At 52.5% G+C, this 20,399-nt stretch carries 22 protein-coding genes; 3 read left to right on the forward strand and 19 right to left on the reverse strand.

Annotated elements, in window-relative coordinates; all coding sequences use genetic code 11:
• Positions 1–3: 3 nt before the first annotated feature.
• Positions 4–372 carry a hypothetical protein gene (locus DW033_RS14265; RefSeq protein ID WP_005807120.1) on the forward strand — a complete coding sequence of 123 codons (369 nt, stop codon included), beginning with the start codon at positions 4–6 and terminating at the stop codon, positions 370–372.
• Between the two features lie 65 nt (positions 373–437).
• Here DW033_RS14265 and DW033_RS14270 read toward each other — a convergent pair whose 3' ends face one another.
• The 3 genes from DW033_RS14270 to DW033_RS14280 form a co-directional block, all read right to left on the reverse strand.
• On the reverse strand, positions 438–932 hold the full coding sequence (locus DW033_RS14270; RefSeq protein WP_005807119.1) for a WG repeat-containing protein: 495 nt from the start codon (positions 930–932) through the stop codon (positions 438–440).
• Between the two features lie 215 nt (positions 933–1,147).
• Positions 1,148–1,681, reverse strand: a complete 534-nt coding sequence (locus tag DW033_RS14275; RefSeq protein ID WP_005807116.1) for a hypothetical protein — start codon at positions 1,679–1,681, stop codon at positions 1,148–1,150.
• Positions 1,678–3,864 (reverse strand): type IV secretory system conjugative DNA transfer family protein, encoded by a 2,187-nt coding sequence (locus DW033_RS14280; protein WP_005807115.1) that lies wholly within the window; start codon positions 3,862–3,864, stop codon positions 1,678–1,680. The genes DW033_RS14275 and DW033_RS14280 overlap by 4 nt, the downstream gene beginning before the upstream one ends.
• Positions 3,865–4,015: 151 nt before the next feature.
• Here DW033_RS14280 and DW033_RS14285 point away from each other — a divergent pair, with 151 nt between their 5' ends.
• Complete coding sequence (locus DW033_RS14285) at positions 4,016–4,735, forward strand: DUF6088 family protein (protein ID WP_005816027.1); 720 nt, start codon at positions 4,016–4,018, stop codon at positions 4,733–4,735.
• On the forward strand, positions 4,732–5,724 hold the full coding sequence (locus DW033_RS14290) for a nucleotidyl transferase AbiEii/AbiGii toxin family protein (protein ID WP_005807111.1): 993 nt from the start codon (positions 4,732–4,734) through the stop codon (positions 5,722–5,724). Before DW033_RS14285 ends, DW033_RS14290 begins: the two co-directional genes overlap by 4 nt.
• Positions 5,725–5,772: 48 nt before the next feature.
• Here DW033_RS14290 and DW033_RS14295 read toward each other — a convergent pair whose 3' ends face one another.
• The 16 genes from DW033_RS14295 to DW033_RS14370 form a co-directional block, all read right to left on the reverse strand.
• Entirely contained in the window at positions 5,773–6,444 is a 672-nt protein-coding gene (locus tag DW033_RS14295; protein WP_005807109.1) for a DUF1566 domain-containing protein, read from the reverse strand.
• Positions 6,445–6,452: 8 nt separating this feature from the next.
• The gene (locus tag DW033_RS14300; RefSeq protein ID WP_005807106.1) at positions 6,453–6,965 is read right to left on the reverse strand and encodes a hypothetical protein; all 513 of its coding nucleotides are present in this window, start codon (positions 6,963–6,965) and stop codon (positions 6,453–6,455) included.
• Complete coding sequence (traN, locus tag DW033_RS14305) at positions 6,962–7,813, reverse strand: conjugative transposon protein TraN (RefSeq protein WP_032534606.1); 852 nt, start codon at positions 7,811–7,813, stop codon at positions 6,962–6,964. Before traN ends, DW033_RS14300 begins: the two co-directional genes overlap by 4 nt.
• Before the next feature lie 46 nt (positions 7,814–7,859).
• Positions 7,860–8,639, reverse strand: coding sequence for a site-specific DNA-methyltransferase (locus DW033_RS14310; RefSeq protein ID WP_005807102.1), 780 nt, complete (start codon positions 8,637–8,639; stop codon positions 7,860–7,862).
• On the reverse strand, positions 8,636–8,989 hold the full coding sequence (locus DW033_RS14315; protein WP_005807100.1) for a hypothetical protein: 354 nt from the start codon (positions 8,987–8,989) through the stop codon (positions 8,636–8,638). The genes DW033_RS14310 and DW033_RS14315 overlap by 4 nt, the downstream gene beginning before the upstream one ends.
• Before the next feature lie 14 nt (positions 8,990–9,003).
• The gene (gene traM / locus DW033_RS14320; RefSeq protein ID WP_005807097.1) at positions 9,004–10,149 is read right to left on the reverse strand and encodes a conjugative transposon protein TraM; all 1,146 of its coding nucleotides are present in this window, start codon (positions 10,147–10,149) and stop codon (positions 9,004–9,006) included.
• The gene (locus DW033_RS14325) at positions 10,146–10,535 is read right to left on the reverse strand and encodes a hypothetical protein (RefSeq protein WP_005807095.1); all 390 of its coding nucleotides are present in this window, start codon (positions 10,533–10,535) and stop codon (positions 10,146–10,148) included. The genes traM and DW033_RS14325 overlap by 4 nt, the downstream gene beginning before the upstream one ends.
• 12 nt (positions 10,536–10,547) lie before the next feature.
• Positions 10,548–11,162 carry a conjugative transposon protein TraK gene (traK, locus tag DW033_RS14330; RefSeq protein WP_005807093.1) on the reverse strand — a complete coding sequence of 205 codons (615 nt, stop codon included), beginning with the start codon at positions 11,160–11,162 and terminating at the stop codon, positions 10,548–10,550.
• A 6-nt stretch (positions 11,163–11,168) separates the two neighbouring features.
• On the reverse strand, positions 11,169–11,561 hold the full coding sequence (locus DW033_RS14335; protein ID WP_005807091.1) for a hypothetical protein: 393 nt from the start codon (positions 11,559–11,561) through the stop codon (positions 11,169–11,171).
• A 42-nt stretch (positions 11,562–11,603) separates the two neighbouring features.
• Positions 11,604–12,737, reverse strand: coding sequence for a hypothetical protein (locus tag DW033_RS14340; protein WP_005807089.1), 1,134 nt, complete (start codon positions 12,735–12,737; stop codon positions 11,604–11,606).
• Between the two features lie 21 nt (positions 12,738–12,758).
• Positions 12,759–13,517, reverse strand: coding sequence for a DUF5045 domain-containing protein (locus tag DW033_RS14345; protein ID WP_005807087.1), 759 nt, complete (start codon positions 13,515–13,517; stop codon positions 12,759–12,761).
• Positions 13,518–13,535: 18 nt separating this feature from the next.
• Positions 13,536–14,261, reverse strand: coding sequence for a hypothetical protein (locus DW033_RS14350; RefSeq protein WP_005807085.1), 726 nt, complete (start codon positions 14,259–14,261; stop codon positions 13,536–13,538).
• Positions 14,258–16,789, reverse strand: coding sequence for a hypothetical protein (locus tag DW033_RS14355; RefSeq protein WP_026314711.1), 2,532 nt, complete (start codon positions 16,787–16,789; stop codon positions 14,258–14,260). Before DW033_RS14355 ends, DW033_RS14350 begins: the two co-directional genes overlap by 4 nt.
• 11 nt (positions 16,790–16,800) lie before the next feature.
• Positions 16,801–17,280: a DNA-directed RNA polymerase subunit alpha C-terminal domain-containing protein gene (locus tag DW033_RS14360; protein ID WP_005807080.1), complete on the reverse strand. Its 480-nt coding sequence runs from the start codon at positions 17,278–17,280 to the stop codon at positions 16,801–16,803.
• A gap of 11 nt (positions 17,281–17,291) precedes the next feature.
• Positions 17,292–19,997, reverse strand: a complete 2,706-nt coding sequence (locus DW033_RS14365; RefSeq protein WP_005807078.1) for a helicase HerA domain-containing protein — start codon at positions 19,995–19,997, stop codon at positions 17,292–17,294.
• A gap of 104 nt (positions 19,998–20,101) precedes the next feature.
• Positions 20,102–20,398, reverse strand: a complete 297-nt coding sequence (locus DW033_RS14370) for a hypothetical protein (RefSeq protein WP_005807076.1) — start codon at positions 20,396–20,398, stop codon at positions 20,102–20,104.
• Position 20,399: the final 1 nt, after the last annotated feature.

The following is a 20,399-nucleotide window of genomic DNA, read 5'->3' on the forward strand; positions in this document are numbered from 1 at the left end:
ATTATGGATAAAGAGTATGTAATGAGAGTGGCTGCGACAATTCGCGAACAGCTGGTAACGATGACCGACACGCCGGTCCTTATGTCATGGGGCATCGGGGAGTTTATGGCAACAGTATTCAATGACCTGCCGGGACTGAAATTCCATGTAAACGGAAGACTCTTCCAAGGGGAAGTGCTGATCTGTCTGAACGGCTCGGACTATTATGAAGTATATCTCCGGAACGGGACAGACATAGAGTGCCTCAGTGACGAAGTCTGCTTCGATGAACTGGGAGAACTGATAGACCGCCATATTGAAAGCGGAACTGACAAAGAGGAATATGCACGCTTCTGTGAACAGGCAGCCATGTCATTCGGATTTGGCAATTGAGGAAGTACTGTACTTATAGGCTAACCCCGAAGGCTCGCATCTGAACCTCCGGGGTTATTGCTGTGTTATGGATGTGTTTTGTCCTTGTCTGTATCTTGATTCTCACACCGGTTCCCTTGTTTGTCAATGTAGTACCAGTCATCACTTTCCCAATACCAGTGCTCGCTGCCGGAGCCTGCCACCTCTTTCCGTTCCCCCGAATCGGTGACTTTCGCCTTGCCACCCTCGAATGGATAGCCGAAGGCAAAACGAGGACGGATGACGGTCTTGCCTGTCTCGTCTGCGTAACCGATACGCCCTTTCCGGTCCACTATGCGGTACAGTCCTTCACTTACATAGTCGTCTCCGTTGTCATATTGAAACGCTGCATAATGTCTTGCACTGCCGCAACTGCACAGCAGCAATACGGCACTCAGATAAATGATAATCTTGTTCATGATGCGGGTTGTTTTCATTTGATAATCTGTATTTGTTAATGTCAAGGCAGCAGGAACTGCATGTTGAAACGGCAGAACAGCATCCTTCTTTCCCTGATTATATTCATGTCTTCTTTTCTCCATATTCCATTCAATGATACCAAGTAAAAAGCCAGAAGATTAAACACAAATCAATCAGCCACAGACCAAGCGGCAATAGTAACTGAAGCCAGAAATATTTTTTATCCTTTTTTTTCAGGATATCGGCGGTAATAGGCTTGTTCTCTCGCTTTTGTGAAATATTTCTTTTCTATCCTGGAAAATTGACGGAAATACACCGAAAGATTCTCCCTTCTTTTTTACTCTTCAAAAAGCAGCAGATATTCCACCTTCCTTCTCCGCTCGATGCTCGGAACTACCTTGCCTTTATAGCAGCGGAAGGAAATGTACTCCTTGTAAATATCCCTGTTTCCGGCTTCCAGTTTTTGTATCAGCTTGCTTTTGGGAAAGTCTTTGCTACCTAAAAGCCGGTACGGGCCTACCTGGTAGGCAAGACACGAGAGCAACGTAGAATCACGCCCGAATCTGCTGAACAGACGGCAAAGTTTCATCATGTCCGCTCGCAGGATGGAGTCTCCCTGAGCTTTTGTGATGTCGTTGGTAAAACTCTCTCCGGGAAGAACCTTATGACCCCATCCCACATAGGGCCAATGTTTTTTCTCACCATGCCAACCCTCATAGTATTTCGTGCATCTGATTGCCCTCTCCAGCGGTGGCAGCTTGTATATGGACAGTTGGGCAGTTCCCGTTTCTGTCCCATGCCTTTCCTTCCCATAGACTGTTGCCACTGCAGATACCAGCAGTATGATGACAAACATCCTTACGTGCTTCATTTCGCACCCCGTTTGTTCAACACATCCTTGATCATCTCCTTCACGTCCTGACCCACCTGCACGAAGTTCTTGTACAGGATGCGTTCCCGTTCCTCCCTCGATTTGAAGGTGTAGAATCTCGGCAGCGGCACATACGCGGCTTCCTCTTTCTTTATCTCTCCCATATCGAAGTCCGTCTTGCAGAAAAACTTTGTGGTCTTGAACTCTTCCGACTCCTGAATGTTCATCGAGCCGCCTACGCCGGTCTTGGTTTTCACGAAGTCCCTCGCTGTCTGCCCGCATATCCATCCCGTTGCCATATCGGAAATCTTTGATGCCGGCACCAGACTGTCCATGTTCTCGTTCAGGTTAATGCTGGTCTTGTCACGGTCAATGGTCACGCCCTTCTTCACTTGCACGACCTTACCGAAAATGTCATTCGACAGCCATTCCAGTGTCTCTTTCGAGCGGGCCGAACCGCTGACCACGTTACCCACGGTCGTGATGATCTTCTGCATACCTACCTTGCCGTAGTCGGCCTCCAGCTGCGGCAGCTCCTGGAATCCCAAGGTCACGCTCACCTTGTTGCTTCGGGCAGTTCCTATCAGTCGGTCTATCTTGTGGAAATACAGCGTCGGCAGCTCGTCCACGATGATGCTCACCGGGATGTTCTTCCCTTGGCCTGTATTCACTCGGGTGACAAGACGGTTCAGGATAAGGGCGTTCAGCGCACCGATAATGCTCTCCATCTCCGGGTCGTTGGCGATGAGCAGGTAGCTCGGGTTCTTCGGATCGCTCACCTTCAGGTCAAAGTCATCCCCGTCACGGTGGAATATCCAGTACGATTCCTTGGTCGCCAGACGGGACGTATAGACACGCAGCGTACCGATCATACCTTCCAACTGCTCCATGGCCTTGTTCCTGAAGGCAGTCTGGAACGGCCCGAGCAGCGGTGCCACCTCGTTGTCAGTCTCCAGTACCTCAAAGATGGTCTGATAACTTTCGTTCAGGAACGATAATATGTGCGGCATGTCCGAATACTTTCCCAGCCAGTAGGCCGGCTCCACGATGTTGCCGCCCTCTTTGTCACGCACGACTCCGGTCGGCTTCCAGAATTTGGTTTCCGGGTCCTGACGTTTCTCCGCATACAGCATGTTTCCGTCCTTGTCATACGGCTCCCGTTCGTAATTGACAAAGAAATAGATGCAGGCAGCAAGGAAGTTCACAGCGGATGTCTGGAAAAACTGGTCGCTTCCGCCGCCACCTTCCTTCTTGCCCTTCTGCAATGACTCGAGCAGGGTTTCCGCCGTCTCACTGGCTGCCGCCAGGTTGTTGATGTATTTTGCCTGAATAGGATTGACACGACGGCTGTATTCCACGTCCACGAAGTTGATCATGTTGAACTTGCACCCCTTGGGAACTCTTCCAAGTTTCTCGTTCAGCTTGTAATGGTAGTAAAGTTTCGTGGCAAGTGTCGGGAATTTATAGTCATATACAACCATGGCAAACCCCTTGGCACTGTGCTGACGGATGAACGGTTCAATGATACTGAATGTTTTACCCGAGCCGGGAGTTCCCACGACCCACGTCCCGCGGAAAGGGTTGCTGATACTGACCCATCCCTTGCGGAACTTCCCCTTGTAATAGTAGCGCATCGGGATATTCACGCTGTATTTGTTCTCCTGAATCTCTTCGCTCTGCTCGAAACTCTCGTTCTCGAAGTTGAAGCGGTCCTTCATCAGGCCCTCCTTGATGAACTTGGAGATATTGTCCAGGGCTATATGTACCAGTATCACTCCCACGAGCGAAGCCGCCATGTATAGGATACGGTTCAGCGGCAGCGTATAGAGCCGCATTTCCATCGGATGTCCGAACAGCCATACGGACAGGACAAGCAGAAGCAGTCCGCCGGTCAGGGGAAAAATCACCTGCTTGCGGGCGTTGAACTCCAGATGCTTCTTGTTCCTCGTACCGATACAGGTGATGCAGATCAGCAGTATCGTGGCTATCTTGCTGTACACGAGATGGCCGTCCTGATAGATCGTCCATCGCTTGATACGTCCGTGGATGTCAGTCAGTATGCCGCCCCACTGGTCGAATACTGCCGGGTCAATGGCATACTCGAAGAACTCCAGCAGAACCGACACATAGACGACTGCACGGAATATCTTGTAGAATCCTTGTAACTCTTTGCTTTCTTCCATTTTTTATAGCTTTTTTATTGGGTTGTGGTTCTGATCGCCTCGGATATTGTTGGACTTGATTATTTTGATTCAGACGAAAATAAATGTCATGTTTTTGCAGTAAAAAACAAGACTTTTCTTATATTTGCATCCGGAACAAAACGATTCGATTATGGTGATTACTAAACAGGTACAGGAAATACTGGACGCCACGCCTCCGGGCAAGGTGCTTACCATTGCCGATTTCAATGTGCTGCCGGAGTACCAGCCTGCGTTGGTCAAGGCACTCAGCCGTCTGGTGGCAGAAGGCTCTATCTGCAAGATTGCCAAAGGACGGTACTACAAGCCTAAACAGACGGTGTTCGGCACATTGAAGCCTCCGGTGGCAGAGGTGGTCAAGGACCTTCTGGAACGTAACGGCAAGCCAATCGGCTATATGACCGGTACGGCAGCATTTGCGCAGTTGGGGTTGACGACACAGATCACATCGGCCATTACGATAGGCACGAACAAATACCGCCGGCCTATGAAACGGGGCGAATACAGCGTGTCCTTCCTTGTACAGCCTAATGCAATCACACGGGAGAACATTCCTCTGCTGCTGATCCTTGACGCGCTCAAATTGCTCCGTGAGATTCCGGCAACATCACCTGACGATTGTGTGCGGGGCGTTGCTCGGCTGATAGCCGCTCTGTCCGAAGGCGATCTGGAGAAACTGGCGGACCTGGCCGAAAATTACCAGCCGTATGTCCGGGCATTGCTGGGTGCCATTCTGGACAGTCTTGGAGCTGACACCCGACAATTGCGTGCGACACTCAATGGGGTCACGACCTACAAACTTCCTGTCACCGCACAGGCTTTACCCACCAAATTAAAATGGAACATCGTATGAGACTACACGAGAATCAGCAACTGTTTGCCGATGCCATAGAAGCGGCTGCACGTCCGGTACAGGACGGCGGACTCGGCATCAAGAGTATCTTTATCGAGAAAGACTATTGGATCTGTCGTTCGCTGTCGCTTATGGCTACCGGAGACAAGGATAATCGTGCCATTTTCAAGGGCGGAACTTCCCTGACCAAGGCCTACGGCATCGGGGCACGTTTCTCCGAGGACATTGACGTGGCCATCGCCGAAGCATGGACACTGAGCGGAAACCAGCTAAAGAACCTCATACGCCGTACATCGAAGAATATGACAGCCGGACTGGAGGAACTGGTCATCCCCGGCATGACAAGCAAGGGATCGCATTACCACAAGGCGTTTTACACCTATCCACGGGCCATAGATACGGAACAGGTCGGAGCAATCCGGGCTGGGCAACTCCTGGTAGAAATCAACAGTTTTGCCAATCCATATCCTTTCGAGCGGCGTTCTCTCTGCAGTTTCCTGACAGAGTTCCTGCAGGCTACCGGCAACAACCGTATGATAGAGGAATACGGGATGCAGCCGTTCGAGGTCAATGTGCTTGACCGTCGCCGCACGCTGACCGAGAAATTGGTGTCACTCATCCGATGCTCGCTGGCCAATCTGTATATGCCGCAGTTGACGGCCAAAATCCGTCATTTCTACGATCTGCATCATCTGCTGAAAGATGAAGAGTGCCTCACGTATCTTCATAGCGATGCTTTCCCCGAAGATTTCAGGTCACTGCTCGAACACGACCGGCAGAGCTTTGACAAGCCCGAAGGCTGGCGTGACCGGCGACTGGAGGAGTCCCCGTTGATGACAGATCTGCCGCAGGTTTGGGGCAACTTGCAGACAGTTTACATGGGTGAACTCCCGGATTTGGCATATCGTGCCATTCCGGCCCCCTCGGATGTCGAGGAAAGCATACGTCGCTTGATGGCATTACTGCGTGAATTCGGCTCTGGTTTGTAATCGTATGTTGTCCAACAATGTCAAAGAACGCAATCGTATATCTCTGGTTTACCGGTTGATGGTTATAATCGGGCGTACCTTGTGCGCCTGTGTCTTGGGTGTTTCCTGTATGGCTCCGCTGCCCATCGAGTAAAGCCAGGCTTTTGCCGTTTCCTGTTCGGCCACTTCCGTGGATGTCCAGTACCAGCAGTCGCCGTCGGTCAGGGGCAACGGATCGCCCCCGCACTGTTCGATGACAGGATTTACCGTTTCCCGGATAGTATATAGCAGACGCATCTGTGCCACCGACGGAACGTATGCGCTCTGCCCGTAACACCAGAGGTCAAAGACCGCTTCCGCCATCGGCGAAGCCGTTTCCTTCGTTTCATATAGAGCGAATGTATTGGCATTGCCGTCATGTGCCGCGAGGTCCGCAGATGTGCCTTGGGCAATACCGAGGCTGTCGGCAAATGCCTGCGGGGTGATGTCCCACAGGTAAACCGCGTAGCCGTTTCCTTCCGCACCCTCATGCTGCCGGGTGTCGAACACGACGGCCACAGCCTTTTTCCCGGATTGCTGGTATTCCGTGTAGGACAAGGCCGTTCCGTCCTCGCACAGGACATGTCCCGGGCGGACAGCCGTGTCCGGTACGTCTATATGCGCGTCACAACCTGTCACGGCGACTGCTGCGACAAGTACCGGTACGAACCGGCTCACCTTTCTGAAAATGTTCTGTTTCATCTTTTCCCTTATTTTATCGGTAGTTTCACACCAAGGGCTACACCTACCCGAAGCAGATCCGCGCCCTTTATCATCAAATCACTCTTCGCCTGCCAGTACAGCGTCCATCCGGACCGCAGCACGTAATTGTGCTCGTAACCGAAATGCAGGCCGCCCAGGAACTTCTTCGTGTCGCTTCCTGCCGAAGCTCCTATACGCAGGTTGCCGTAATGATTGCGGCCCCGTACCACGCAAGGCTTGTATGCCACGCCAAAGCCATAGGTGCGGTAGTTGCGCCAGAAGGATTCCGGACAGATATGGCCGCACGGGCCGCATTCGGCCCACTGCAGGTAGCCGTTGGCAAAGAACTCCCACGCGTGCCGGTAGTTCATTTCATGTTCGTATGAAAACGTCACGTCCATACCGTTCCTGTAAAGCAGCCCGACCCCCAGTGAAAGACGGCCGCTGTTGCGTTGTGCGTTCGCGCTGAAGGCAAGGCACATGCAGGCAAACATCAGAATCAGAGTCTTTCTCATAATCATTCCTCCTCCAGCAGGTCAGCGTTAAACGAATCGGCAGACAACACATCCTCATAATCGATGTTCAGGCTGATATTGCGGCCGCTGATTTGCTTTTCCGTCATTTCGACAGTCAGCAGCTTGTCGTTCGGGAAGGTCATCTTCTTGATGACAAGCACATTCCTGTAGCCATGTCGGAATGTCTTTCCCGGTTCCAGTATCATCGCCGGAGTAAGCTCGATAGTCTGGGCGTTGGTGGCCTTGGCGAGTTTCTTGTCAACGAGCTTTACCCTGATCTCATCGATGTCGAAACGGATGTTCGTCTTGTTCTCTATGGAAAAGTCTATGAAGAAGTAGTCCCCGACAGAGTATATGTTGTTCAGGCGCATCACCATACGGTGTGCCTTGGTGGCCACATTCCTGATTCTCGCCGGAGAGTTCCAGATCCGTCTGGCAAAGCGCGTCATCTCGGCGGTTGACATCGATACTGCCGGATTGTTGTAGGCGTTGCGCTCGTGAGGGAGTATCTCCTTGTCCGTTACGGCTTCCTTAAGCCGTGTGGTGTAAACCAGCGCGTATTGCGTGCGGTAGCGTTCCGTGATGACGGTCACGATGGCAATCACCTCGCCGTCCTCGTGCCCGGCTTCTTTGGGTTTCAGCCGTACAATGTTGTCCAAAGGCTGGTCGCCAACCACCTTGTCGGTGGAAATGTCCACCATGCGTACCGGCTCCGATGCCGTGATGACGGTCGTCACCTGTTCGTTGACCGTCAGTTGTTCCATTTCCTCGTAGGTCGTCTGCGCCTGTGCATTCCGCGTTCCCAGCAGTCCGGCTGTCAGAAGAAATACCGTTCCGATTTTCTTGAGATTCATATTCATGTCGTTGATTGTTTATATTCCATTTGTTTTTCTTTTACCCTTATGTCGTCGTATGTATTCGCTCCAGTTCTTCCCGGATACGGAGTTCGGCGATGTCGCAGTACTCCTTCACGGTCTCGAATCCGATATAGTGCCGTCCCGAACGGATTGCGGCAATGGCAGTCGTTCCGGACCCGATGCAGTTGTCCAGCACGGTGTCCCCCTCGTCGGTGTAGGTGCGTATCAGGTACTCGACCAGTGCCACAGGCTTCTGGGTCGGATGATAGAATGCCCCTGTCTTGTGTTCTTTCGGGATGAAAATGACCGATGTCGGATATTTGTTGTCCGCCATGCGTACCGGTACCAGCTTCATCTCCCCGTAGCACCGGTTCGTGAAACTGCCTTCCGTCATGCTGCGTCCATGGTTTCTCCTTTCGGGAGGGCACGGTGTCATCTGCGGATGATACACGGGCTGCTTCATGTAGAACACCAGAATGTCCTCATGCTGGCGCAACGGCATCCGGTTGGCATTGAGATGGCCCGTAACACGGTCCTTCTGCCATACGAGGTTATAACGCCAGATTCCCGGTTGGGAAAGCATGAGATGCGCGGAGAATATTCCCTGGGCGAACAGGATTATCGGACTGTCCGGCTTGATAATCCTACGGTACTGCTCCCACAGCGGACCGAGGGGTATCTGCCTGTCCCAACATGCTGACCGGTTGCCGCGGTTCAATACACCGTAAGGCAGGTCGGCGATGATGGCATCGACGCTTCCCTCCGGCATACGGCTCATGCCTTCCAGGCAGTCCATGTTGTATATCTTGTCCGTCTCTATCATATCGCGTTGTTTTTCGGCCCTCCAAGCTGCAGGGCACTCGCCCAAGTACAACGTCCCTTCCGGTTTTCCCGGACCTCACACTCCCAGAAGGTATTCATCTCCGCGTGCTTGAAATTGACCGCCCCGTCTCCCGGCCCGTAAAAGCCGGTGTATTTCTGGAAGGCGAACAAGGCGATTTTCCGCCCGTCCTCTGCCAGAAAGTTGCATATTAGGGCGAAGCGTCCACCTTTCTGCCACCATTGGGTACTCACGAGTTGCCCGACGAATGTTTCGGCCTTGTCGGGAGCGAGGAAGTCATCGTAGTAAAAGCCGTCCGTTCCCTCATGTAGTTTTGAAATATCTGTTTCCATTGTCTCGAACCTTTTTATTTCCTTTTTTCCTGACCATTGACCAGATAGACGAAAGTCCCGTATTTCAGCTTGACCTTGTTTTTCTTGATGGCCTTGCTGATGGCGTTGCTCGTCTTCTGGTAAGCGTTGTTCACCGCCTGCATTCCCCATTGGGCGAGGCTGTTCCCTGTAGTTCCGGTACTCATGCTCATGTTGCCCGACATGGCACTGCTGGCCACATCCTTGCTCGTTTCCCGGAACTGGCTGTTCGGTACATACAGGCCCTCCATACCGTCCGTGTCATAAAGCGCGAGACTGACCTTCACAAGCTCGTCGTCCACAAGGATGCTGTTGATGTTTCCCTTGACACGTCCGGACGAGAAGCCGCTTACCGTGGCGTACAGGTACGTACCCCGTTTCACTACGCACTCGTCTATTTCCACGTCATCCAGCAGGCGCAGCCTGATGCGCGAGCCGTCCACAGCCTTGATGTCCTCGTCTATGATGGCCTGGATCAGCTTCGGTTCACGGGCATCCTTCGCCAGCGTGTTGAAATAGTCCGAGGTGGTCTTCACCTTGCGGACTACCGCGCTGGGCGGTTCGTCTGCCGACGGTGCTTGCACCGGACGTTTCTCCTCGTCGATGGTGCCGGCCTCCGGTACATTCTGCGGCGGAACGGTGTCCGTGGTATCCGCCTCTTCAGGGGGCATCACCATGTTCTGTCCTTTCAGCCGTGCTTCGGCAAGGGCCTTTTCCAACTCCGCGAGTGCTTCCTGTTCACGCTCTTTGGCGGCGGCAATTTCCGCTGCCGCTGCTTTTTCCTGCTGTTGCTCATCGAGCAGGGCGATGTCATCCTGCGTGTATTGTGATTCATATTCTTCCTTGTTTTCATCAGGTTCGTCTCTTTCTATGTTGCCGACCGCCGAGTAGTCCTGTATCTTGCCCCACGATTTCTCCATGTTCTCGTATTTGCTGCCAATGCCGTCATCCTTGATCTGCGCTTCCGGCAGTTCCGGATTCAGGAATTCCGTTGTCTGCAGCGTCTTGTCCGGTATATCCGCCGTTTCAGTATGAAACAGGTCGAATATGAAGTAGGACGCACCGAGCAGAGGGATATAAAGAATGGCAGGGAGCATGTACTTCGGCTGTCTGAAATTGATTTTCTCAAATATCTTTTTCATGGCAAGTCTGTTTTGCTACGGTTTGTATTTCCTGTCCCGGTTTCCCTCAGTTCCTCTTCCTGCAACATCCTGTGCCGCTCCCTCAATACCGAATCCTGCATCTCTGTCGCTGTCCTCTCCGCCGGCTGGTGACGATATACCACTGTTATACGGTAGATGTTCCATGCCAGCCCGCCCAGCACGAAAGCGAACACGATGACCAGAAAAAGAGTACGGTGCACGTTGGCAAAGCCCTGCACCTTGGCTGCCGCCTTGTCTATACGGGTCGCCTTGGCAAACTTGCGTCCGGCTTCCACATCACGCTCATAGCGTTCCTTGTACTTCGGATCATTCCTGTCAGGCATCTTTTCGCCCAGCAGCATCCGTCTGAATCCCTTGATGTTCATATCCTTGATTGTTTAATAGTTGCTCTTGCTTTTCTGTTCTATATCCTTGTTAAGGAGAGTGCGCCAGTTCACTATCAGCAGACCGTGAGGGTTGTTCTCCGTTCTCGGTACACGCTTGAGCTGACCGGCTGTCACCAGCTCACGCATCAGGATGTTGCTTCTGCGTTCGATTCGCTGGCGGCCGTAATAGGTGAACTCCATGGTGCTCTTGTCAAAGCGGATGCTGTCACAATAAATCGAGAACACGGCACTCGTGCCGAGGATGTTGGAGTAAAAACCTTTCTCCTTAAGAGTGTTATATTGCGCCAGACCTGTTTCGTCCACCAGATACATCGCCTTTTCCATCGTGTATTTGATGTATTTATCATCAGGCGGCAAGGTGAAGAAATAGTGGTGGAACATCTCCACATGGCTTTTGGCTTCCACATCGAGCGTTTCCTCCATTGTGGTGCGGTTGACAAGAATGGGCACGTTGCCGTCCAGCACGTACACCTTTTTCTGTGCATCCGACACCATTGTCCTGGCTGTCCAGATGCTCGATACGCTGATGATGACACATCCCACGAGAAAAGCCGTGCAGATAATGCCCACCAGCCGTATCTTGTTTTCCAGATGCTTGATAATCATATCGGTTTATTGTCTTATTCTATTCAACTTCATTACATATTCATTGTGCAGCATCGGTATGATTGCTCCGTATGACTCCTTTTGGAGTTTCTCAAACTCCTTGGTGGTGATTTCCGTATAAAGTCTCAGTATGACTATCTGCACAAACACCCACCAGATGCCACGCCTGCGTTTCGATCTGTTTTTCTGCAACTTGGCGAGTTGCAGGCGATAGGTCAGATAAGTCGTCAGTGGGACGAAATACCGATCATCCAGGTCAAAGGCATCGTCCAGTTCCTTGTACTTCTGGTCGGGACGTTGTTCCGATACATGACGGATTTCTTCTTGTACGCGCATATTCACATAGTTCACGAACCGTCTGTCTTGATACCATTCTTTGATTTGTTCTTGTACGTTCATACTTTTTTATTTTTAAGGATTGTTGTTTATATGTTTTTTATCTTATCTCATGATTGCCCCGATACCGCCTGTCGCTGTCATCTTGGCCTGCTGTGCCACGCCTTCTCCAAAATTTCTCGTACTGAAGGCCGTGTCGCCCTCCGGTATCATCCACGCCGCAAGGTCAGGTACAAGGTTCAGACATTTCAAGGCTACAATGCTTGCCGCCATCAGATAACCGGCGGAGAAGAAACTGTTCTGCAGGTAGGCCGCCATTGTCTGCTCGCTGGCCGTGATTGCGGTCAGGTTTTCCACCTGGATGCACAGCACGATGTCGAAAAGGAGCAATACATAGAAGCCCACGAAGTAGAGCATGGCCCCGTAGAAATGTACCGTCAGGTAACGTGTCAGCCATTTTGCCCAGGAACCTTCCCATTTCGGCAGCAGAGAGAACGCCCATTGCAACGGGCCGAATATCGTCAGCATACCGAGCAATATCTGCTGGCAGTAGATCGTCGCCCACCAGCCTATGCGGAACACGACAAGGGCAATCAGCATGATGATTTTGTCTATTCCCACGACGACACCGGCCGTCAAGGAGGTGAACCACAGTTCCGCCGCATCCTTTTCCATGCTGGTCACTTCATCCACACCGGTCTGTTCCATGGTCGCCTCGATAAGGTTGGGGTCTGATGTTCCCGTGTGGGCGACATCCGCCTGTGCCTGCAGGCTGTGGTACATCGTGTCCCTTACGTGGATGAGCTGCTGCACTTCCTCGAACTTGTCCGCTATCTGTGTGGCTTCCGCCTCGTACAGGTCATGCGTGTACGAACCGATGCAGTTCGGGATGTAGGATAGGAAGTCCAGAAAACACCAGTTGCTTCCGCTGCCGGCCATACCCGTGTCTGCAGGCGGATACCACCAGCAGAGAACGATGGAAACAGCCAGCGGTCTGAACAGCTTCATCACATCCAGCGGCTCATGCTTCACCATCATCTTGTAGGCCATACCTGCCGCCATGACAAGCGAGAACAAGGCGGCCAGAGCCATGCACATCTGCAGTATCCACCAGAACGGCCCCTGCGAACCCGTAAACGTCGCGTCCGTGAGGAACTCGTTCGTTTGAAAAATCACATCGTCAATCTCCTCCTCAAGAAGATTGATACCGAAATCAGTGAGTATATTTCCGTCTGCCATTTGCCGTCTGTCTTTTTAGTTTCACCTGTTTACACTCTCTTCACCGTCACCTCCGGAACTGCCGCCCGACTGTGAGCCACGCACCGCGAGACGCGATTCGTTCCAGCGGCTCATGGCTTCCCTGATGACGCTGCCTTTGTCCAAGGTACGGTCCGAGGTCGCGTTCAGCAGGTTGCTCGTCAGGGTGGCATTCTGCCGTTTGGCGAGATAGCTGACAAGAATCTCATTCTGCTGCACCACGTCTTCGTAGATTCGCAGATACTCTTTCTTCCGCTGCGCATTGGGCATATAGGCATCCCTGGTAGCATCAATGGCGCACTGGAAAACATGGTAGTATTCCGTCCAGCGTTCCCTGTCCTCCGGGGTGCCCCCGGCAGGAAGGATACGGTCGATGTTACGCTTCATCCTTTCCATCTGGCCGTTGATCTTGTCACCTTCGGCAAGCCAGGCGATATCAGCCTGTCGGTCTGCCACGTTCAGGGCCTCTATTTTCGCGCGGCTCACCAATGCCGAATCGATGGATTCGGCTTCGTCCGTCTGGTTATAGAGGTTGATGCCGGCTGTCGTGCGGAACCCCAGTTTGTTCTTTGCCGCTGCCGATTTCTTGTATTTGTTGTGTAATGCCCAGTAGTACAGTTCCGGCGTGAGGGAGCCCGCACCGGTTTCCATGACCGTAATCTGGTTCTGCTTCGGCGAGTCGTGGTTATAGGTCACATACTGCGCCTGTGCCGTTGCTGTTGCAATGATCGCAACCGTCATGAGCATGAGTTTTCTGTTCATCTTTTTTCCCTTTTATCGTTAGTAATCCAGCCTTCCGGAGTTGCGCCAACGTCCGAAGGCTCCTTCAATTATCTCCTGTTTGGTATGTTCACGGTATATCTTCGACTTCCAGTAGCCGATTCTTACCTGTATGTATCGCCAGGTCTCCATATAGGCCCGGTTCAGATGCCGTTCGATGTCGTCCAGAGACCTGTTCACGGCCTCCAGCACCATCAGCAGATCCGAAGTGGAGCAGGCCGCCGCTCCCGTGGCATACAGCGCCAGGTCGCTGACCGACTTGTAGAGTTGCTCCCCGTCATGGGCTATATCCCGTATGGCTTTCTCGTTGATGGTGATGAGCAGGGCGTCGGAGGGTTCGATGCGTCCGCGTTTCAGCACCTTCTCGTGAAATGCCTCCAGCATCGACTTGTAGTCCGCTATCCGGTCACTTACCGTATTGTAGGTGTTCTTTGCGTTCAATACCGTGCGTAACGACTGGTACATCACATCAATGACATCAAAGGCACGGGTGTACCGGTCAAGGTCGATATTCAGTTCCTTGTATTCGCCGACCTCCTTGCGGCTGTATTCGTGCAGCAGCTGGTTGCTGTACTCAAGGGTACTTCGGGCCAGCAACAAGCTACGCTGCTTCTTATGGTCATTGATATAGGCTTCAACGGACACCACGTCGAATGTCCATTGTGCTTTGACGACATCAGGCAGGAGTGCAAGCAGCACTATGGTTATCAGCAAGGCCCGTTTCATGGTCTTTCCTCCTTTCTCCCGCTTCGCAGGCTACGGGCGTTTTCCACCCAACGGTCATGGCATTCTTCCACGAGAGTGAGGCGTCGCCCTTCGTCCATATTCAGATCCGGAAGGACATCCTTCAGCACGTCGATGATGCTGCGCTTGTAATGCATCATCTTTTCCAGGGATACCAGGTCGGCGTATATCTGCGTAATCCGGGAATCCACTTCACGCGCGATTTCAAGACGGTCACTTGACCACAGCAGGTGGTACACCTCTCCGGTAGAGGTATCTTCCATCGGGGTGGTACGGGCATATTCCGTCGTGATCTTGCATGACGGATGCTCCCGGGCGATTTCCGCGATACGTTCATTCACGATCCGCTCTTTTTCTTCTTCCGGAAGGTCCGGGTCGAATGTCAGCACGTCGGCCACATACGTGTCGGTGTATTGCGAGGTCAGTTCCCAGCTGATCTGTACAATGGCACGGTGAATCTTGATGCCGAGGAAGTATTTCGGCTTGCGTGCTATGCTGATGGTTGCCTTGAAAGTTATCTCGCCGTCTATATTCGGCATGGTCGCCTTGCGGACGAACGTGTATCCGTTCCACGAACCGCCGTCCTGCCACGACAGACTGTAGGCAGTCTTGCAGTCCTGCATGATGGCCGGGATACGGTAGTAGTCGTCCGTCGGCACGTCATTGTCGTTTGCCGCTTCCTGCTTCGCATCCGCGTATTCCTTCTGTTTCTTCTGCCACTCGGCCAGTTCTGCCTTCAACTCTCCGATACGCGTCAGGTTGGCGTTGTACTGCTGCCTGTAAACGGCAGCATCCTCCACACTGGCCTCGGATATTTTCTTCAGCAGCTCCTTGTTCTCATCCTCCAGTGCCTTGATCTGTGATTGAAGCATGGCTACCTGGTTGTCTGCCTCCCGTATCAGCTCATCCAATTCCGAAAAGTCAAGTTCATTTTCCGTCACGGAGGTCTGCATGGAGCAATCCTTGGTATGGGCATTGGGTGAACCGCCGCATTTCCTGCATTTGTACTGGGTCGAACCTTGGCCCAGAGTAGCCCCGTCCGAGCAGGTGACGCTGATGGTCACGCTCTCGCATCCTTTAAGTTTGGCGGCATCCGTTGCCTGATAGTAGTTCCACGCGTCGGAAGCTATGTAATAGACATAGCCGTCCTCGTTTTCGTTGAATTCCGACAGACGGGCATTGAGCTGCGCCTTGAAGGTCTCCAGATCCATAGTGTAGGAATCGAATATCTCTTCATACACGATTTCCTCATGGTTCCAGCTTTTCTTGACATGTATCTCGTAGGCGTAAGCCTTCTTTGTCTGCTTGCCGCCGCGGCTGATGATGTAGGCGTTCTGCCAGTAGTTGATGCTGTAAGTGTTGCCGTCATTCTGGTTGTTGAGCTGCTGTACACGGTTTCTCGACCATCCGGCATATCGTTCCGAGTTGGAGAGAGCCTGTTCCCGCTGCGAGGCATTGGGATAAAAACCGGGGTCGCTCGTTTCGAAACGGGTCCACTCACCGCCGTTCAGGATGCTGTTGTCGTCCGTGGGCGGGTAATAGTCACACAATGACACGCTGCCCTGGTCACGTCTGGCGATGTACCAGCGCTGCGTGTAATAAGTCCCGGCTTCGTCGTCTATATAGTCACTGATCCAGCCAGCAAGGTCGTAATCCCCGAACTCGAACAGGCCGGCCACGTTGTCAGGACCGCCGATCTTGTCCAGCAGCAGGTTCCCGATACCTTGTTCCGCTTCCTCGAACAGGCCGGAGTAATGGTCGTACAGGTTGGCAATCTCGCTGACCTTGCCCGAAAGCAGGTTATGGAACATACTTTCAGGCAGCAGGGCATCGCCGAGATTACCCGCACCGGCCGTTGCCAGACCGACACCCAGATTGTAGAGATTGTCAAGGTCGCTTTGCAGGTTCTCCCGTGTAAAGCGGTCAGGAATCCGGGAAAAATCGTCCAGCATCCGCTGCCAGTCTATACCGCCCAGTTCCGAAAGTTTCAGCAGAGGCACGACCTCGCTGTTGATCTCCAGAAAAGCGATGTCCGAGAACGAAAGTGTACTGTTTGTCACAACGCTTTCGAACTGCATACACAGGCTCTTCGTCTCATCGCACACCTTCATCAGGTAGCTACCCCAGTGGATCGCTGTCTGCGGGGAGTGAAGCATCTGCTTTGCCACCACCCAGATTTTCGGTATGATCTTGTCGGCCACCATGTGGTAGATACGGCGGTAATAGTAGTTTTCCGTGCTGCTACACCAGATACCGAGGTCCGAGAGTGCTTTGTGTTCCAGAAATTTGGAAGAGAAAATTCCGGCTGCCGCCACCTCCGCCGCCGTATAGTGCTTCAGGATGTCATCGACCTGCTCACGGTAGTAGCTTTCAGCCACGACCTCCGTACCGAACGCGGCTGCCATTGCCGCCACGGTACGTGCGTCATAGTTCACGCTGTAATACTGGGCGTGGACATGCTGCGTGAAGGCAAGCAGCAGAACTGCAAAGACAAGTGACAGTCGCTTCATGTTCATTCTGTTCAACGGTTGAAAATATTACCTCTCCGCTTGCTGCGGTTGTTCTTCTCAGGTACTCCCTGCAGGGCCAGTATCAGCTTCTCTGCTTCCTCCATAGCCTCGTATGGGGACAGACCCCTGTATCTGACATACAGGTCTCTGGCTACTTCATACCGGCGCTGGTCCCACTTGACCTCCTCCGATTCCTCGAAACGCATGATGGTAGTGACGTCTTTGTCATCCTCGGTTTCAAATCTCATATATGCGTCCAGATCCTCTTCGGTCATGCCCAGTCGCAATCCGAAATTGCCCAGCATTTCTTCCATGTGCGCGATGCTCCTTTCCCCCAAATGGCGGAAATGAAGCAAGTCCCAGTTGCTGTGCAGGCACAGTTCCCGGATGGTGGCAATATCGTGGCTGTTGCACACGTTGCGGATGCGGAGAGCGTAAGGCTCAACACTGAACAGTTCCGCTATAGGTCGGTCTATATCAAATTTTCCCATTGTATCTGATTTTATTGTTTTGCTTTCAGGTTCAGTACCCGTCCGGCCTCGTTGACCTTCTGGGCGAATGTCAGGGACTTGCTGATGCCGCTGGCATCCCAGTCCCGGCAATAGGCTTCGATGGCTTCCTGATGGCTGCACCGGAGCTCCCTCTTGTAGAGTTTCAGGGCTTCCTTCTCAGCACGTTCGGTCGTGTAGGTCATGTAGCATTCATGCGGCTCTTCCACGCCATACACGCCGCTTGTCGTTCCCCTTCGTATGAATACCTCCCGGAAGAACGAACGGCCGTCCTTGTTGTCCAGACGGTTGATCGTGAATATCTTCTTGCAGTCAACATCGGTGAGCCCGAGAATGGCCTTGATGGTGTCGAAACGCTCCTTGAACTTGCTTTGGTCAAGCAGCATCACCACGTCGCTGTTGTTGATGATGGCCTCTTTAACGATTTCACTGCCGATGATGTCCTGTATCTCCTGTGTCACAACGCCCACGCTGGCCCAGAACTTACGGGCCGTCTTGTACATGAACTTGATGTACTCGGCCATCAGCGGACTGGCAATGGCTTTCCAGGCTTCCTCGATGACAAGCACCTTGCGGTTCTTCTTGATTCGCATCTTCTGCAGGAACACGTCCATGATTATCAGCGTGACAAGCGGGAACAGCAGCGGATCATCCTTTATACTGTCAATCTCGAACACCACGAAGGTCTCGTCGAACAGCGAACTGTCCATGTTCTCGTTCAGGGTCTTTTCATGGTTGCCGCCCCTGTAGAAGTCCTTCATCATGTAGCGGTAAGTCGAGAGGTCTATGCCCGAAATGTGGTTCTCGTGACAGATGTCCGGAATACGCTGGACGGAGTATTCGTAAAATGAATTGAACGAGAGTTCTTCCACCTTCAACTCCTTGCGCCTGCGTTCCATTTCGTCTATCATGCACTCGATACGGCTGTTCCGTTCCTGCTCGCTTTCCTCACGGTTCCCGTCACGGTTGCGTTCGTCTATGGCGAGGCTTTTTCTCAGGTCTTCCCGCTGCATGGGCGTGAAGCCGTCGAAGCCGTTGAAATACGCATCGTAATAATCGGTGATTACATTTTCCACCAGACGGTCTTCCGTCTTCGTGACTGTTCCCTGCGTGCCCTTCCAGATCAGCAGGACAAGATTCTTTAGGAAGCCGGTCTTTTCCACGTTCATCTCTTCCTTGTGGATACGAAACGGGTTCATCGTGATGGGGCGTTCCTCCGTGTAGCTGATGTACTTGCCTCCCAGATACTCGCACAATCCCTCGTAGGAGTTTCCGGTATCGACCATTACGATGTCTGTACCCTGTTCGTGCAGCTGGCGCACGACAGAGTTCATGTGGAAGGATTTCCCGGAACCGCTCGGCCCGAGGGCAAAAAAGTTCGAGTTGTCCGTCAGCTTCTGTCTGCCTTCCTTGCCGGTGATGTCGATGGCGACAGGCACTCCCTGGCGGTCAGTGTAATAGACTTTCACCGGGGTGTCTTCGCTGTGCTGCACACGTTCCTTGTACATCAGGCACATCGCCGCGTCCGATAGGGTCAGGAACCGGTCATACTCTTCATTCAGGCTGTAGCAGTTGCCCGGGAACGAGCCGACGAACAGCTCCAGCTGGTTGTAGGCTCGTTTGGAAATATGGATTCCCATTCTACCGAAAGCATTCTCCAGATGATTCGTACACTTCTGCAGGTCCGTATCGCCGGACACGGCCACTATAAGGTTGAAATGGCTGTACACGAGCTGCTTGCTCTCGCGGGCAATCACCTCCTGTACACGTTTTATGTCTTCGACCGCTGCCTGGTTGCTCGGGTTGGGAATGCTCGCGTGCCGGTTCTTCTTCTTGTCCAGCAGCGAAAGTTCACGCTTCTGGTTGGGAAGGAAGATGACCTGGTTATAGACCACTGTATCGGCATTCGGAATGCTGTCAATGGCCGAGACAAGATCCACGGGCATTTCCGTGTTGTTCACTTCTATATTGGTATAGGGTCTGATCATCGAAGGCAGCGAGATGCAGTCCACGTCCACGAGACTGTACACCTTGCAGCGCTTGTCACCCATCGAGACGCTCTCGTCGTCCGACTTGAAGTTCGTCATCGAGATAATACGGTCCTTGAAGTTCATGGCGAAATACCGGTCCACGTAATCGCTTGCCTCGGATTTGTTCAGGAAACGCGCCTGCACGCCGCTGTCCCGCAACTGGTCCTGTACCTTGCGGATCTTGACAAGGAAATCACGCCATTTCTTGTTGTCGAACGAGAAAAGGCGGCTTTTCCTGGCTTCCTGCGTGATGGTCAGGTAACACATGCTGTCCGTGTACGCCCTTCCCTTGAAATACCGGAAATACGATTCAGAAAGGAACTCCTGCTTCCCGGTATCCTCGTTGACAAAACGCTTCCTCACGAAGATGTCCTGCTTGTGAATGGCATAACCTTCTCCCAAGGTCAGGGCAAGGGCGGAGAACAGATGCGTGAAATCGTAGTAGCTGTCTATGTTCGCCGAATACTTCTGTACCGGATTCTCGATCTTCAGCATGGCGGAATATTCGCCCGTCTTGGTGTACAGGACACCCACGCCTTCCGTGTCTTCCACCGAGAAATAGATGTCCTGGAAGATACGCTTGCGCTTGCCTCCGGTACCGAACGCATGGACGGATATGGCCATACCCGCGCATAAGGCAACGAAAATCAGGATAATGTATAGGGTCATTTCAATATACGTTCAATTAAATAGGGGTAGGCCCGTATCTCATACGAACCTACCCGCGTTCAACATTCAATATAGCCACACATTGCTGTGATGGTTTAATTTTGTCAGACCTTACGCGAGTAGGCATAGACGAACACGCCTCGGTCCGTTCTCTTGCTGTGCAGACCTTTCCGCTGCTTGAAGATGATTAGCACGATGCCCACCGACAGAATGACTGTCAGCGCGGCCAGTCCGGCCACGAATCCGGCAAGGCAGTAAGCGGCTATGAAGCCCGCGATGGCTCCGCCTGCCGTTCCTGCCGCCCAATAGATGTAGCGGCCCTGCAATCCCATCACTTCAAGAGGACGTTGCAGCCCCTTGAACAGCGGATAGTCCGGATAACGTGTTTCCTTGCTTTTCATC

The organism is Parabacteroides sp. AF39-10AC (assembly GCF_003635405.1).
Classification (GTDB): Bacteria; Bacteroidota; Bacteroidia; order Bacteroidales; family Tannerellaceae; genus Parabacteroides; species Parabacteroides distasonis.